At 70.5% G+C, this 14,340-nt stretch carries 13 protein-coding genes; 7 read left to right on the top strand and 6 right to left on the bottom strand.

What is annotated here, in order from left to right; all coding sequences use genetic code 11:
- Positions 1-203 precede the first annotated feature (203 nt).
- A complete protein-coding gene (locus tag ACFVT5_RS21285; RefSeq protein WP_389889973.1) occupies positions 204-2,606 on the top strand; it encodes a glycoside hydrolase family 65 protein in 2,403 nt (800 codons plus the stop codon).
- Positions 2,607-2,639: 33 nt separating this feature from the next.
- Here the strand turns inward: ACFVT5_RS21285 and ACFVT5_RS21280 are convergent, their stop codons facing one another.
- From ACFVT5_RS21280 to ACFVT5_RS21265, 4 genes are all read right to left on the bottom strand, one after another.
- Complete coding sequence (locus tag ACFVT5_RS21280; RefSeq protein ID WP_389889970.1) at positions 2,640-3,098, bottom strand: cyclic nucleotide-binding domain-containing protein; 459 nt, start codon at positions 3,096-3,098, stop codon at positions 2,640-2,642.
- A 29-nt stretch (positions 3,099-3,127) separates the two neighbouring features.
- Complete coding sequence (locus ACFVT5_RS21275) at positions 3,128-3,637, bottom strand: flavodoxin domain-containing protein (protein WP_389889967.1); 510 nt, start codon at positions 3,635-3,637, stop codon at positions 3,128-3,130.
- 64 nt (positions 3,638-3,701) lie between these two features.
- The gene (locus ACFVT5_RS21270) at positions 3,702-4,361 is read right to left on the bottom strand and encodes a CBS domain-containing protein (protein ID WP_389889964.1); all 660 of its coding nucleotides are present in this window, start codon (positions 4,359-4,361) and stop codon (positions 3,702-3,704) included.
- Between the two features lie 50 nt (positions 4,362-4,411).
- Positions 4,412-7,099, bottom strand: coding sequence for a GNAT family N-acetyltransferase (locus tag ACFVT5_RS21265; RefSeq protein ID WP_389889961.1), 2,688 nt, complete (start codon positions 7,097-7,099; stop codon positions 4,412-4,414).
- 227 nt (positions 7,100-7,326) lie between these two features.
- On the opposite strand from ACFVT5_RS21265, the gene ACFVT5_RS21260 reads away from it, so the two are divergent.
- Together ACFVT5_RS21260 and ACFVT5_RS21255 are read left to right on the top strand one after the other, a co-directional pair.
- On the top strand, positions 7,327-8,202 hold the full coding sequence (locus ACFVT5_RS21260) for a universal stress protein (RefSeq protein WP_389889959.1): 876 nt from the start codon (positions 7,327-7,329) through the stop codon (positions 8,200-8,202).
- 255 nt (positions 8,203-8,457) lie between these two features.
- Positions 8,458-9,081 carry a hypothetical protein gene (locus ACFVT5_RS21255; protein WP_389889956.1) on the top strand — a complete coding sequence of 208 codons (624 nt, stop codon included), beginning with the start codon at positions 8,458-8,460 and terminating at the stop codon, positions 9,079-9,081.
- A gap of 140 nt (positions 9,082-9,221) precedes the next feature.
- Here ACFVT5_RS21255 and ACFVT5_RS21250 read toward each other — a convergent pair whose 3' ends face one another.
- Both ACFVT5_RS21250 and ACFVT5_RS21245 read right to left on the bottom strand, forming a co-directional pair.
- Positions 9,222-9,770 carry a serine/threonine-protein kinase gene (locus ACFVT5_RS21250; protein ID WP_389889953.1) on the bottom strand — a complete coding sequence of 183 codons (549 nt, stop codon included), beginning with the start codon at positions 9,768-9,770 and terminating at the stop codon, positions 9,222-9,224.
- A 2-nt stretch (positions 9,771-9,772) separates the two neighbouring features.
- Positions 9,773-10,135 (bottom strand): hypothetical protein, encoded by a 363-nt coding sequence (locus tag ACFVT5_RS21245; RefSeq protein WP_389889950.1) that lies wholly within the window; start codon positions 10,133-10,135, stop codon positions 9,773-9,775.
- A gap of 418 nt (positions 10,136-10,553) precedes the next feature.
- On the opposite strand from ACFVT5_RS21245, the gene ACFVT5_RS21240 reads away from it, so the two are divergent.
- From ACFVT5_RS21240 to ACFVT5_RS21225, 4 genes are all read left to right on the top strand, one after another.
- Positions 10,554-11,558 (top strand): amino acid ABC transporter permease, encoded by a 1,005-nt coding sequence (locus tag ACFVT5_RS21240; protein WP_389889947.1) that lies wholly within the window; start codon positions 10,554-10,556, stop codon positions 11,556-11,558.
- Positions 11,555-12,343, top strand: a complete 789-nt coding sequence (locus ACFVT5_RS21235; RefSeq protein WP_389889945.1) for an amino acid ABC transporter ATP-binding protein — start codon at positions 11,555-11,557, stop codon at positions 12,341-12,343. The genes ACFVT5_RS21240 and ACFVT5_RS21235 overlap by 4 nt, the downstream gene beginning before the upstream one ends.
- 64 nt (positions 12,344-12,407) lie before the next feature.
- Positions 12,408-13,433: an ABC transporter substrate-binding protein gene (locus ACFVT5_RS21230; RefSeq protein ID WP_389889942.1), complete on the top strand. Its 1,026-nt coding sequence runs from the start codon at positions 12,408-12,410 to the stop codon at positions 13,431-13,433.
- Positions 13,434-13,522: 89 nt separating this feature from the next.
- Positions 13,523-14,323 (top strand): GNAT family N-acetyltransferase, encoded by an 801-nt coding sequence (locus ACFVT5_RS21225; RefSeq protein ID WP_389889939.1) that lies wholly within the window; start codon positions 13,523-13,525, stop codon positions 14,321-14,323.
- The last annotated feature ends 17 nt before the right edge of the window (positions 14,324-14,340 follow it).

The following is a 14,340-nucleotide window of genomic DNA, read 5'->3' as shown; positions in this document are numbered from 1 at the left end:
GTGGATGTTTGTGCCGGGTGGGGCCCTGTCACATCGGGCCGGCATGCGGCACGGCGAGATCTGAGGTAGATGTCGGACGGGGAACGCCGTGTTCGGGGAACGCCCTGTTCAGATGCCATCGGTACGTCGTCCTTCAGCCGGTCCGGGGTCCACCGCGCGACACCGGGGCCGCGTGGCTTCCGGAGCAGAGGGAAGGACGGCGGATGTCGGAGTGGACGTGGGAGTGGACGGGGTACGACCCGGCGGCCGAACGGTTGCGTGAATCGCTCTGCACGCTCGGCAACGGTTACTTCGCCACGCGGGGCGCCGTGCCCGAGTGCCGGGCCGGTCTGGTGCACTACCCGGGGACCTATGTGGCCGGGTGCTACAACCGCCTGGAGTCGACCGTGGCGGGACGGCAGGTGGTGAACGAGGACCTGGTCAACCTTCCGAACTGGCTGCTTCTCCGGTTCCGGTTGCGCCGCGCCGGCGGCGCGTGGGGCCCGTGGTTGTCTCCCCACACCCACGCCCTCCTGGACCACCGGCACACCCTGGATCTTCGCCGCGCCACACTCACCCGGACCTTCCGTCACCGGGACGACGCGACGGGTGTGCTGGGCGTCGAGCAGACGCGCCTGGTGCACATGGGGGATCCTCACCTGGCCGCGCTGCGGACGGTTTTCACGGCCGAGGACTGGTCGGGAGAGATCGAGATCGAAAGCGGTCTCGACGGCGAGGTGATCAACGGCAACGTGCACCGCTACCGCACACTCAGCCGCCGCCATGTGGCGCGGGTGCGGACCGGCGCGTACGAACCGCGCACGGTCTGGCTGACCTGCCGGACCAGCGCATCGGACATCGCTGTCGCCCTGGCCGCCAGAACGACGGTCGCGGCGGACCGGGATCCGATCTCCTCGGTGCTCCGTCCGGCCCGGCACCGTGCCGTCCACAGCCTGGTCCTCCCCCTCTCTCCCGGCCGGACCGTCACCGTGGAGAAGACCGTGGCACTGCACACCTCACGGGACACGGCGATCAGCGACCCGCTCGGCGCCGCGATCGACCGGGTGTCCGCGGCGCCGGACTTCGCCGCCCTGCTGGACTCCCATGCCGCCGCGTGGGAGCGGCTGTGGCAGCGCGCGGAGATCCGGGTCCCCGGCGAGGCCGGCCGCATTCTGCGCTTCCATCTGTTCCACGTCCTGCAGACGCTCTCGCCGCACACCGCCGATCTGGACGTGGGTGTCCCCGCCCGGGGGCTGCACGGCGAGGCGTACCGGGGGCATGTCTTCTGGGACGAGCTGTTCGTCCTGCCCTATCTCAACCTGCGTTTCCCGGAGGTCTCCCGGGCGCTGCTGAACTACCGCTACCGCCGCCTCCCCCGGGCCTGCGGGGCGGCCACCGCGGCCGGACGGGCCGGGGCGATGTATCCGTGGCAGAGCGGAAGCGACGGCCGCGAGGAGACCCAGGAGTGGCATCTCAATCCTGACTCGGGCCGCTGGCTGCCGGACCACTCCAGGCTCCAGCATCACGTCGGCTCCGCGATCGCCTACAACGTGTGGCAGTACTGCGAGGCCAGCGGCGACACGGAGTATCTGCACACCAAGGGCGCGGAGATGCTGCTCCAGATCGCTCGTTTCTGGGCGGACATCGCGGTCTTCGACCCCGGCATCGACCGCTATCGGATCCGAGGCGTCGTCGGCCCCGACGAGTACCACGACCGTTACCCGGACTCCGTCCTGCCGGGGCTCGACGACAACGCGTACACCAACGTCACCGCCGCCTGGGTCCTCACCCGCGCCCTGGACCTCGTACGCCGCCTTCCCGCCTGGCGCCGCGACGAACTGTTCCAGCGGATCGGGCTCGACGCCGACGAGCTGCCGAAGTGGGAGGAGATCTCCCGGCGCCTGCGCGTGCCGTTCCACGAGGGGATGATCAGCCAGTTCGAGGGCTACGAAGACCTCACCGAACTCGACTGGGACGCCTACCGTGCCCGCTACGGCACCATCCGGCGGCTGGACCGCATCCTTGAGGCCGAGGGCGACACGGTCAACCGCTACAAGGCGTCCAAGCAGGCCGATGTCCTCATGCTCGGCTATCTGTTCTCACGTACCGAACTGCGGCGCCTGTTCCTGCGCCTCGGGTACGACCTGGACGACGACATCTGGCACAGAACCGTCGACTACTACCTGCGGCGCACCAGCCACGGTTCGACTCTCAGCGGACTCGTCCACGGTCTGGTTCTCGCCAGGGCCAGACGGGCCGACGCCTGGCAGTACGTCCGCGAGGCCCTGGAGGGGGACATCGCCGATGTCCAGGGCGGCACGACCGGGGAGGGCATCCATCTCGGGGCCATGGCCGGGACGCTCGACCTGGTCCAGCGCGGCCTGACGGGCCTGGAGACACGCGAGGACGCCCTCTGGCTGGACCCGGTGCCCCTCCCGGCACTCTCCGAGTACGGATTCGCGTTGCACTATCGCGGCCACTGGGGCATCGGCGTACGACGCCGGAGCGGACAGGTGGAGATCGCTGTGCCCGAGTCGGTGGAGTCACCGATCCGCGTGGTACTGGCCGATCGCGCGGTGACCATCCCGCCCGGGGAGATCTGCTCACTCGTCGTGCCGAACAGCTGAGAGGGCGTTCGGCGGCTTTTGATCGCACCCGCGTCAGTGGGCGATCCCGCTGCCGTGGGGCGCGTAGAGGTCCAGGAGCCGGATGCGGGCGGCCTGGAGACGGTGGGCGACCACACACCCCACCCAATGGGTGACGGCCTGTCCGATGGCGGGGTCTTCGGCACACAGGGTCCGGACGTCGGCGGCGTCGAACTCGTGGGCGCGTACCGGGGTCGCCGCCTCGGCCCCCAGATGCCACGTGTGCGGCGGGAACAGCCAGGACCAGCCGAGGAGTTCGCCATGGCCGAGTGACTCGATGACGGCGGCGCGGCGGCCCGGCACCTTCATGTCGAGTTCGACGGTGCCGCTGCGGACGACCCAGAAGCGGTCCGCGTGATGTCCTTCCTCGAAGATCCGCGTACCCGGCGGGAAGCTGACCTCCCGCGCGAGGCTCATCAGCCGCTGACGTGCGGCGGGCGACAGGGCGTTGATCATGGTCACGGATGGTGTCATCGTCTCGATCTCCTGTTCCGAAGGGGCTCTCAGGGCCCCACACGTTCGGCGACGAGTTCGTGAGCGATGTCCCGCGCCCACGAACGGATCTGCCCCTGATCCCGGAAGTCGCCTCCGCGTCCCTGCTTGAGCAGCATGCGCGCGACCCGGCCGCGCGCTCCGTCCTTCAGGCAACCGCCGAACGTGACGTGGCCCTCGACTCCGAGGCGCCGCGCTATACGGAAGGCACCGGGCACGGGGGGAATGTCCCGTTCGCTCGCCGACCGGTCCAGGGGGCCGCTGCTGAAGAGCCAGACCGGAAGGCGGACCAGGGCGTGGTGTTCGCGGCGTACGAAGCGGTGGGCGTCGCGCAGCCAGCGGCCCGCGTAGACGCCGCTGCCGAGGACCACGGCGTTGTACGCCGACACGTCGACCCGGTCGGTCACCTGCCGTGCCTCGGCCCGGAGACCCTCTCCGCGTAGCGCGTCGGCGATGACGGCCGCCACCTCGGCGGTGGATCCGTTCCTGGTGGCGTAGGCGACCAGCACGTTCGTCGTCATGGTGGGCCTCCTTGGTCATGGTGTGTGCGGGGCCATGGTGCGTCCGGTCATGGTGTGCGCGGGGTCAGGGTGTGTACGGCAGGCCCTCGCCGGTACTTCGTGGGTACCGGGCGGCGGGTCGCGGGTGGGAGTCGTCGACGCGGTAGGTGACGCGGTCCACCACGCCGACCACGCCGTCGACTTGACCGGTCATCCCGAGGACGATGGATTTCTCGCTGAGCTGCTCGACCCGCCCCGCCAGGATGACGACACCTTCCCGGACGATGACGGTCACGGCCGGCGGGGCGAGGCGCAGCGCGCCGACGATCACGGTCTCGACCACGTCACGCCGGATGTCCTCGTCCGGCCGGAGGAAGATCTGGAGCAGGTCGCGGCGGGTCACCATGCCGACGAGCCGGTCCTCCTCGTCGAGGACGGGGAGCCGTTCCATCCGGTGGGCCGCCATGGTGCGCGCCGCCTCCGCGATCGTGGCGTCGGCGTGGACCGTGATCGCGGGCGCCGACATCAACGCGCCGACGGTCCAGCCCCCGGGGGCCGCTGAGGACCGGTGCGCCGCCAGGTCGCTCGCCGAGACGACACCGATCACCTTCTCGTCGTCGTCGACGACGGGCAGCCCGCTGACCCGGTTCTCACCGAGGAGGCGCGCGGCCTCCTCGATGCGCGTCCCGTATGCGGCCTTGACCACATCGGTGACCATCACGGTCCCGACTTTCCTGTACTTCATGACGGTCCTTCCTCCCGTGTGCGCTGCGGCTCGCGGGCTTTCCGGCGAGGTCACCGAAGGCGGCGCAGATAGGGGTCGGGGATGCGGCGGGGTACCAGCCGGACACGGACGTCCAGTGGTGTCACGCCGTCCGGGCGGGCCATTACGGGGTTGAGGTCGGCCTCGGCCAACTGCGGCAGATCGGTGGCCATCCAGGAGAGCCGGAGCAGCAGTTGCTCCAGTCCTTCGAGGTCCACCGGGCCCTGGCCTCGGTAGCCGAAGAGCAGCGGGGCGCACCGGGGTGAGGTGATCAGGTCGTGGACGTCCTGGTCGCTGAGCGGTGCCAGCCGTGCCGCGTGGTCGGCGAGGAGTTCGGTCGCGGTACCGCCCAGGCCGAAGAGGACCAGCGGCCCGAACACGGCGTCCTGCGTCACCCCGGCGAACAGTTCGGTGCCGCGTGCGGCCAGCGGCTGGACGACGACGCCCGTCATCCGGTCGCCGAACCGCGCGACGAGGTCCCGGTGCGCGGCCCTGACCTGGGAGGCGCCGCGCAGGTCGAGGTGGAGGGCGTGCTGTTCGCTCTTGTGGATGAGCCCCGGCCAGTGGGCCTTGAGCACCACACCGCCACCGCCCGCGTCACTGAGACGGGCCGCGGCGGACACCGCGTCCTCCTCGGTACGGGTCCAGGCCCAGTCGAGTTGCGGGATGCCGTAGGCGTCGAGGAGGGCGGCGGTGTACTCCGGACCGAGCCAGCCGCCCTCGGTGTGGTCGGCGAGGAACTTCTCGACGGTACGCGCGGCGGCGTGCCGGTCGACTCCGGCGGGCCGGGGAAGGAGTCCGGGCGGGCGGGCCAGCCAACGGGAGCGGCGTACCGCATGGGACAGGGCCCTCGCCGCGCCCTCCGTGTCGCTGTAGGCCGGTATCCCGTTGCCGCCGGGGGCGGGCAGCAGGGCCACCCGTGGTTCCTGCGCGGGCAGGACCGCGACGACGGTGCGCGGGCGGCGTCCGCCACGCGTCAGCGCCCGGATCAGGTCGTCGCCGGTCGCGACGGCGATCGCGGTGGGTACCAGGACGACGACTACGGCGTCCACGGCCCCGTGTTCCGTCAAGCGGTCCACGCAGCGGCGCAGTTGCTCCTCGCTCACCGCCGGCGTGACGTCGACCGGGTTGGTCACACAGGCCCCTTCGGGCAGCAGGTTCCGTAGCTCGTCGGCCAGTTCGCCGCCGATGTCCGGCAGCCGCAGGCCCGCCTCGGCACAGGCGTCGGCGGCGAGGACACCGACACCGCCCGCATTGGTCACGACGGCGACGTTCGCCCCGGCCGGCAGCGGCTGGGCGTGCAACAGCGCGGCCGTGTCGAGGAGTTCGGCGACGGTCCGGGCGGCGGTGATCCCGGCCTGCGTGAACAGTGCCTGGCGGGTCATCGTCGGAATCGCGGCGGCGGCCGTGTGGGACACGGCGGCCTTGCGGCCCGCGTCCGACCGTCCCGCGTCGACCGTGAGGACGGGCATCCGGCGCGCCACGCGCCGTGCGGTCCGGGAGAAGCCACGGGGGTTGCCGAAGGATTCCAGATGCAGGATCGCGAGATCGGTGACACCGTCGCTCTCCCACCAGTGGAGCAGATCGTTGCCGCTGACGTCGTACTTGTCGCCCAGCGAGACGAAGGTGGACACGCCGATGTCCAGCCGCGCGAGGCCGTCGAGGACAGCGATGCCGACGCCGCCGGACTGCACGGCGACACCCGCCGAGCCGGGGCGCGGACGCCGCGCGGCGAAGGTGGCGTCGAGGGACACACCGGACGTGGTGACAGCGAGGCCGAGGCAGTTGGGGCCTACGAGGCGCATGTCGTGGCTGCGGCACGTGTCCAGTAGATCCCGTGCCTGTCCCGAGTCCAGCCCGGACGAGACGACGACCAGGGCCTTGATCCCGCGCTCGCCGCACTCGGCGGCCACGCCCGGCACGGCGGACGCGGGCACGGCCAGTACGGCCAGATCCGGGGCGATGGGCAGATCGGCGACCGAGGGGTGGCTGGGTACCGTCTCGATCGCTGTGGCCTGCGGATTGACCGCGTACAGGCGGCCGGTGAATCCTCCGTGGCGGATGTTGTGGAGTACGGCCCGCCCCACCGAGCCCGCCCTGCGGCCCGCGCCGACCACCACGACCGAGCGGGGGCTCAGCAGCGGACGCAGACTCGCCACGTCGGCGCTGCCTGCCCGGCTGTCCACGGCACTCAGATAGGGCTCTTCCGGTTCGAGGTCGACGGTGCAGTGCACCTCGGGCCCGTGGAAGTGGCGTGTGCAGGGCAGGCCCAGATCGCGGAAGACCTTGAGGATCTCGTGGTTCTCGGCGAGGGCGTCGGCCGTGAACTGCCCGACCCCGTCCTCGCGGGCCGCCGCCACCAGGTGTTCCAGGAGCAGGGTGCCGACGCCGCGGTGGTGGCGGCTGTCGGCGACCGCCACCGCGACCTCCGCGCGGGCGGTGTCCGGTTCGGCCTCGTACTCCGCGATGCCCAGGAGCCGTCCGCCGGCCTCCGCCATCAGGGCCCGCCGTCCCGCCGTGCCCGGCACCGCCGTGCGGTCGGCGGCCAGTGCCGCCGACCGGCCGCTGATCCCGAAGAACCGCAACCGGAGGTTCTCCGTGGACATCGCCTCGTAGAACCGCAGTATCGCGCCGTGGTCTTCCGCGCGGGCCGGCCTGATCAGCACCGTGGTCCCGTCGGCGAGCAGGGCGTGGGTACGGGGGTGTCGGCTGTCCGGCATGTGTGGCCTCCCTCGGAGCCTGGGGGTATGCCTCCACATTCGTTGCGGGGGGAAGGCGCCTGCCAGGGGCTGCGCGACCCTGGTCATGGGGCCGGTCGGTCCCCGGCAGGGACCCGTGCGGCCCTGCTGTCCGCCGCGTGGGCGATGCGAGGGTGGTGCGGAGACCGCGCACATGAGGCACACGAGGCCCGCTTCGTGACCGGACCGGGCGAAAGGTGGTGGGGGCGATGGACAAGCCCCTGGTCGTCGGTGTCGACGGCTCCGAGTCCAGTATCCGGGCGGCGGACTGGGCGGTGGAGGAGGCAGCGCGCCGCGGGCTGCGGCTGCGCCTGATCTTCGCCTCGCTCTGGGAGCGGTACGACGGGATCGCCCTGGCGGGCGGTCTGGGCCGCCCGCCGGAGGAGATCGCGGCCCAGCACGTCGTGGCGTCGGCGGCGGAACGCGCCACGCGCCGGCACCCGGAGGTGAGGGTGTCGACGGAGGTGGTGCCCCATGACGCGGCGGAGACACTGATCACCGAGAGCGGAACCGCGTTCGCGGTGGTCACCGGTGCACGGGGCCGCGGCGGGATCGCGGGGCTGCTCCTGGGATCGGTGAGCCTGACGGTGGCCGCCCACGCACGGTGCCCGGTCGTGGTCGTGCGCGGTGACAAGGCGGGCCTGGCCGGGACCCACGGGAAGATCCTGCTGGGAGTGGGGGACGCCCCGGTGGGCTCGGAGGCAGTGCGGTTCGCATTCGAGGAGGCCGCCGTCCGCAGGTCGACGCTGAGCGCGGTACGGACCTGGCGCGTCCCGTCGCACGAGGACACCGACCATCCGATGATGGCCGGGGAACCGGCGCGCTTCCACAAGGAACAGGCGTCCCTGCTACTGGAGAAGGCCCTCGAAGGGGACGCCGCCGATCACCCCGAAATCCGTCTGGAGCAGGTCACGCCGGAGGGGCCGGCGACGAAGGTACTCGTCCATCGCTCGGCGGCGGCCGACCTGGTGATCGTGGGCGCACGGCGCCGTGAGGGACACTTCGGGCTCCAACTCGGCCGTATCAGCCACGCGTTGCTGCATCACGCGCAATGCCCCGTCGTGGTGGTGCCGCACAGCACCTGAATCCCACGCCGTGTCGCGCGTGCGGCGCGACGGTCGAACGGCCCGGCCCGTGGCGAACGTACCCGCCACGGGCCGGGCCGTTCGCATGTCCGCCGACCTCCCCAACGGTGGCGGCACCCCAACCGGCCCTTCCCCACAGTGCCGTTCGGCCCCCCGAGCAGGGCCCAACGCCTCCCGCGCCGGTCGCGTCCCGAGCGGGACAGTGAGTCCGCAACCGAACACGAACGGTTCACATCCCGCGGAAAGGACGACCTCATGGCTACCGTGCACGACCACTCCGCCAGGCGCCCCGGCATCTTCCGGCACAAGAGGACGGACACCACCCCGGCGCCCGGCGAGACCACCGGATCCGTTGCCGGGACCCTCCTGTTCGCCCGGATGGTCGCCGTCGTCCGGATACTGGCCGCCGGGGTGTTCCTGTGGGCCTTCCTCGACAAGGCGTTCGGCTGGGGGTACGCGACGTCCGGCGGCAAGGGCTGGGTGGACGGCGGTTCTCCGACCAAGGGGTTCCTCGGTGGCGTGGCGGCGGGCCCGATGGAGTCCACGTTCCACGGCTGGGCGGGCGCGGCCTGGGCGGACTGGCTGTTCATGCTCGGCCTGCTCGGCATCGGCGTCGCTCTCCTGGCCGGGATCGGACTGCGGTTCGCCGCCGTGGCGGGCACCGTGATGATGGCGCTGATGTGGGTCGCGGAGTGGCCTCCGGCCCGCCACCTCTCCGACGGCTCCCCGAGCATGTCGACCAACCCGATCCTCGACTACCACGTCCTCTACGCGGCCGTCCTGATCGCCCTCGCCGCCGGGTACGCCGGACGCACCTGGGGACTCGGCCGCATCTGGGAACGCGTCCCCTTCGTCGCCCGCAACCGGTGGCTGGTCTGACCACGGCGCGGGCACGGTCGGCCGACCGGGGCCGGGGCAGATCGAGTGCCCCGGCCCCGGTGTGCTGTTGTCCGGTCCAGGCACGCTTCATTGCTCTTTGAACTCGGCAGCGCTGATGTGGAGTTCCTCGATCTCACAGATCAACGGGGAGCGACACAAAGGAAGGTGACGGCACCCACGGCTGGCCGCCGTAGCCGACGAGGGCTTCCATCAGATCTGTCCGCTGTCGCTCGGTCATCGGGGAGTGCGGCGAGGGAGGGGGCGTCTTCGTCCAACTTGCGGCGCACGACCGCCAATGCGTTGTGCCCGGTGAAGGGAGGCCGGCCGGTCAGCATGGCGAACAGCACCCCGCCGAGCGCGTACAGGTCCGAACGCCTGTCGCCGCGCTCGGTCAGGAACTGTTCGGGCGCGCCGTACTCAGGGGTGCCGGCCGGAGTCAGATGCGAGGAACTGGCCACGGTGAACATGGTCTGGACGAACCCGGCGATGCCGAAGTCGACGACTTTCACCTGCCCATCGACGGTGATCATCACGTTGTGCGGCTTGATGTCGTAGTGGATGACACCGGCCTGATGCGCGGCGACGAGCGCGGCACATATCCCGTGAACGAACTCCAGCGCGCGGGCGAGGAACATCGGACCCTCGTCGCGGATGTGCTCGGCGAGCGTGGCGCCCTCGACCTTCTCCATGATCAGGAACAGCGCGTCCTCGTGGACGCCGCGGTCGTGTAAAGGGCGACGGCATGAGCATGGTTGATCTGCGCGGCAGCCACCGCCTCGCGCTCGAACCGCAGGGCAAGCTCCGGGTGGGGTGCGTCGTCAACGGCGAGCAGCTTGATCGCGACATCGCGGCGCAGACTGCGGTCCCTACCGGCCCATACTTCGCCCATACCCCCGCGGCCGAGCCGCTTGATCAGCTCGTACCGGCCTCCGATCAGCTCCCCGCGCTCCAAGTCCACCTCTCGTTGACCACGCGTACTGTCCGAACCCGCGCCGTGGGCGCTGACCATCGTGACCGTCCACGTCAGTTTCGGGGTGCCCCGTGACGTCGTCAAGAAGGCCGAGTACGCGGTCTCACCTGGTGGTCACCCGCATTGACATTCTTTTCGGCACATGCCTAACTTGCCGCGCAGACCCAGGTGCCCCAGGGCCGGAGAAGTGATGGTGACAGCGATGTACGCAGCTGACGGGACGGCCGCATGGCGGCGCCTCGGCCGCGTCCTTCTGTGCGCGGACCGCTCCGTCGACCTGCTGCGTGTCAACAGCGCGCTGTGTACGGCCACTTGCCGCGCCGTCTGTCAACACTGACGGCTTTCTCGCTCTCTTACGACCACCGCTGTCGCGGTGTTCCCTCTCCCCGCCCAGCCCCCGTTCCGCGTGTACCCGTGCGTCGCCTCGTGCCGAGCCCCTCCCGCTCGGCGCGGTACTGACGCAATCCGTGGTCCGGGGTATCCGCATCCGCTGGAGCCCACCATGAGTGAATCTCCGGGCACCGCTGTGTCCTCCGGATCAGCACCGCCCGCCGAGGCGATCCCCCGCCCCGACACCCCTGCCGCGCCGAAGCCCCTGGCGGCGCAGCGAGTTCTGCCGCTCCGGCGCCCCGGCCGCTGGATCATCACGGCCGTCGTGCTCGTCCTGGTCGTCCAGATCACCCATGGACTGCTGACCAACCCCTTCTACCAGTGGGACCGTTTCCGGTACTGGTTCCTGCGCCCGACGATCCTCGACGGACTGCTCATCACCCTCGAAGTCGCCGTGTACAGCGCCGTGTTGGGCCTGCTCGGCGGCGTCCTGCTGGCAATCGCCCGGATCTCCCCGAGCCCGGTACTGCGCGCGGTCAGCTGGGTCTACACCTGGTTGTTCCGGTCGGTGCCGCTGATCGTGGTCCTGCTCTTTCTCTACAACTTCAGCGCGCTCTACGAGACGTTGAGCGTGGGAGTGCCGTTCGGACCGGCCTTCTTCACCTTCGACGAGTCCCGACTCGCCACCGACATGGTCGTCGCGGTCGTCGGACTGAGCCTGAACGAGGCGGCGTACGCCTCGGAGGTGGTGCGCGGCGGCATCCTCTCCGTCGACCAGGGCCAGCACGAGGCGGCCTCCGCACTCGGCCTGCCGAAGCGGTACCAGTTCGCGAAGATCGTCTTCCCGCAGGCGCTGCGCTCCATCACCCCGAACTACGTCAACCAGCTGATCGGTCTGATCAAGGCCACCTCACTGGTCTTCTACGTCTCGCTGCTCGACCTCTTCGGATCCGTACAGAGCATGGGCAGCACCTACCCGGGCGACATCGTGCCGCTGCTGCTGGTCGCCACCACCTGGTACCTGATCCTCACGAGTGTCGTGTCCGTCGTGCAGTTCTACGTCGAGCGGTACTACTCGCGCGGCGCGCTGCGCACCCTGCCGCCGACCCCGTTGCAGAAGGTCCGCACCGGTCTACGTGATCTGCGGGCCCGGGTCCGAAGGGAGACGGCGATATGACCGCCAAGACGACGCGCGAGATACGTCCCGCCACTGTGGAGGTGCACGACGTGCACAAGTGGTATGGCGCTCACCGGGTCCTGGACGGTGTGGAGTTGACCGTGCGGCCCGGCGAGGTCACGGTCATCCTGGGCCCCTCCGGTTCCGGCAAGTCCACCCTCCTCAGGGTGATCAACCACCTGGAGAAACCCGAGATCGGCCATGTCAGCCTGAACGGCGAGCTGATCGGCGTACGACGGCACGGCGAGCGGCTCAAGGAGCTGAGCGAGCGGGTCATCCTGGCCCAGCGCAGCCGGATCGGGTTCGTCTTCCAGAACTTCAACCTCTTCCCGCACCTGACCGTGCTGGACAACGTGGCCGCGGCCCCGGTGGCGACCGGCAAGCTGACCAAGCCCGAGGCCCAGGGGCTGGCCCGCGACCTCCTCGCCCGGGTAGGTCTCGCCGACAGGACCAGCGCCTACCCCCGGCAGTTGTCCGGCGGGCAGCAGCAGCGCGTGGCCATCGCCCGCGCCCTCGCCCTGCGCCCCGGCGTCATCCTCTTCGACGAGCCGACCTCCGCCCTGGATCCCGAGCTGGTCGGCGAGGTGCTGGCCGTCATCAAGGACCTGGCCGACAGCGGCACCACCCTTGTCATCGTCACCCACGAGATCGGCTTCGCCCGCGAGATCGCCGACCGGGTGGTCTTCATGGACGGCGGCCGGATCGTCGAACAGGGCCCACCCGCCGAGGTGTTGGACCACCCGAAACACGAGCGGACCAGGGACTTCCTCAGCAAGGTCCTCTGAACCCGCCCCCGCCACACCCTCATCGCACCACCACACCCTCGCCGCACCACCGAAAAGGACACCCATGCGCACCCTCAGCCTCCGTAACAGACTCGTCCGCGGCGTCACCGCGTCCGCAGCCGTCGCCTCACTCGCCGCAGGACTCTCCGCGTGCGGCGGCGACAGCGACGCCGCCACCAGGACCGGCAGCGCGTCGGCCGGGGCGGTCACCGTCGGCGCACTGTCCAACGGAGCCGCCAAGGAGACCGAACTGAAGGTGCCGGAGGTGAAGTCGATCAGCGCCGAGCTGCCCAAGTCGGTCGCCGAGAGTGGCAAGTTGGTGATCGGCGTCGGCGCCCTGCCCGCCGGATTCCCGCCACTGGCGTACGTGGGCCAGGACCAGAAGACCCTCACCGGTGCCGAACCCGACCTCGGCCGCCTGGTCGCCGCGGTTCTCGGGCTGAAGCCGGAGGTGAAGAACTCGACCTGGGAGAACCTGTTCGTCGGCATCGACAGCGGCAAGGTCGACGTGGCCTTCTCGAACGTCACGGACACCGAGGAACGCAAGAAGAAGTACGAGTTCGCCTCCTACCGGCAGGACAACCTCGCCTTCGAGGTACCGAAGAAGAGCACCTGGAACTTCGACGGCGACTACGAGAACCTGGCCGGCAAGACCGTCTCCGTGGGCGCCGGCACCAACCAGGAGAAGATCCTGCTGGATTGGAAGGCGAAGCTCGCGAAGGAGGGCAAGAAGCTCACCGTCAAGTACTTCCAGGACAACAACAGCGTCTACCTGGCGCTGTCCAGCGGGAAGATCGACGCCTACTTCGGCCCCAACCCCGGTATCTCGTACCACATCACCCAGGTTGCCAAGACGCCGAACCCGACGCGCAACGCGGGCAAGTACTCCGGTGCGGGAGCGACGCTGGAGGGTCTGATCGCGGCCACCGCGAAGAAGGACAGCGGGCTGGCCAAGCCGCTCGCGGACGCCGTCAACCATCTGATCGAGAACGGCCAGTACGCCAAGTGGCTCGCCGCCTGGAACCTCTCCAACGAGGCCGTCGCCAAGTCCGAGGTCAACCCGCCCGGACTGCCGCTCGACAACTCCTGATCGCCGCCCGTCCCAGGGGACTCCGTCGTCTCGCGGCGGAGTCCCGGCCGCGCCCCGCTGTGTTCCAGACAGGAAGACTCCGCACCGTCATGTCCATCAGCGTCCACCACGCCCCGTCCACCAGCCCGACGGAACCCCACATCCTGGACAACGCCGCCTGGGCCGCGCTGACCGGCCCGCACGCCCATCTCGCCGAGCGCCTGGGCCGGGCCGCCCGCTACCCGACGGACGTCTCCCCGTTCACCGCCCTGGAGGACCCCGCCGATCCCCGCGCCTGGGACGACCTGGCCGCATTGGTCGGACCCGGCACCGTCACCCCGGTCACCGAGGTCCGGACCCTGCCCGCCGGCTGGGAGATCGAGGACAGCGGTGAGGGCGTCCAGATGGTCGACACCGCGCTGTACACCGAACCCGCGCCCGAGGCGGTACCGCTCGGGCCCGCCGACGTACCCGAGATCCTCGGCCTGATCGCCCTCACTCGGCCGGGCCCCTTCCTGCCCCGTACCGTCGAGCTGGGCACCTACCTCGGCATCCGGGACCACGGGCGGCTGATCGCCCTGGCCGGTGAACGCCTCCGCCCGCCGGGCTGGACCGAGATCAGTGCCGTGTGCACCCACCCGGACCACCGCGGTCGCGGCCTGGCCACCCGGCTGGTCCGCGCGGTCGCGGCGGGCATCAGGGAACGCGGCGACACTCCCTTCCTCCACGCGGCCGGGAGCAACATCCACGCGATCCGGCTCTACGAGTCCATCGGGTTCACCCTGCGCCGCCGCACACGGTTCGCGCTCGTCCGCACGCCGGGCGGACAGCCGGATGCGCAAGGCCGGGACGGACAAGAAGTTCCCGCAGCCGCACCCTCCGCACCAGGGCCGGCTCCCTCGCACGGCTGATCAGGAAGGCACCACTC

It is taken from the genome of Streptomyces sp. NPDC058001 (genome assembly GCF_042886315.1).
Taxonomy (GTDB): Bacteria; Actinomycetota; Actinomycetes; order Streptomycetales; family Streptomycetaceae; genus Streptomyces.
This window is presented reverse-complemented; position numbering and strand designations above follow the sequence as displayed.

Bases quoted from the DNA above. Each gene is read 5' to 3' on its own strand.
- ACFVT5_RS21285 (WP_389889973.1), top strand. From the start codon at position 204: ATGTCGGAGTGGACGTGGGAGTGGACGGGGTACGACCCGGCGGCCGAA.
- ACFVT5_RS21225 (WP_389889939.1), top strand. From the start codon at position 13,523: ATGTCCATCAGCGTCCACCACGCCCCGTCCACCAGCCCGACGGAACCC.
- ACFVT5_RS21280 (WP_389889970.1), bottom strand. From the start codon at position 3,098: ATGACACCATCCGTGACCATGATCAACGCCCTGTCGCCCGCCGCACGT.
- ACFVT5_RS21235 (WP_389889945.1), top strand. From the start codon at position 11,555: ATGACCGCCAAGACGACGCGCGAGATACGTCCCGCCACTGTGGAGGTG.
- ACFVT5_RS21230 (WP_389889942.1), top strand. From the start codon at position 12,408: ATGCGCACCCTCAGCCTCCGTAACAGACTCGTCCGCGGCGTCACCGCG.
- ACFVT5_RS21255 (WP_389889956.1), top strand. From the start codon at position 8,458: ATGGCTACCGTGCACGACCACTCCGCCAGGCGCCCCGGCATCTTCCGG.
- ACFVT5_RS21240 (WP_389889947.1), top strand. From the start codon at position 10,554: ATGAGTGAATCTCCGGGCACCGCTGTGTCCTCCGGATCAGCACCGCCC.
- ACFVT5_RS21260 (WP_389889959.1), top strand. From the start codon at position 7,327: ATGGACAAGCCCCTGGTCGTCGGTGTCGACGGCTCCGAGTCCAGTATC.
- ACFVT5_RS21275 (WP_389889967.1), bottom strand. From the start codon at position 3,637: ATGACGACGAACGTGCTGGTCGCCTACGCCACCAGGAACGGATCCACC.
- ACFVT5_RS21265 (WP_389889961.1), bottom strand. From the start codon at position 7,099: ATGCCGGACAGCCGACACCCCCGTACCCACGCCCTGCTCGCCGACGGG.
- ACFVT5_RS21270 (WP_389889964.1), bottom strand. From the start codon at position 4,361: ATGAAGTACAGGAAAGTCGGGACCGTGATGGTCACCGATGTGGTCAAG.
- ACFVT5_RS21250 (WP_389889953.1), bottom strand. From the start codon at position 9,770: ATGGAGAAGGTCGAGGGCGCCACGCTCGCCGAGCACATCCGCGACGAG.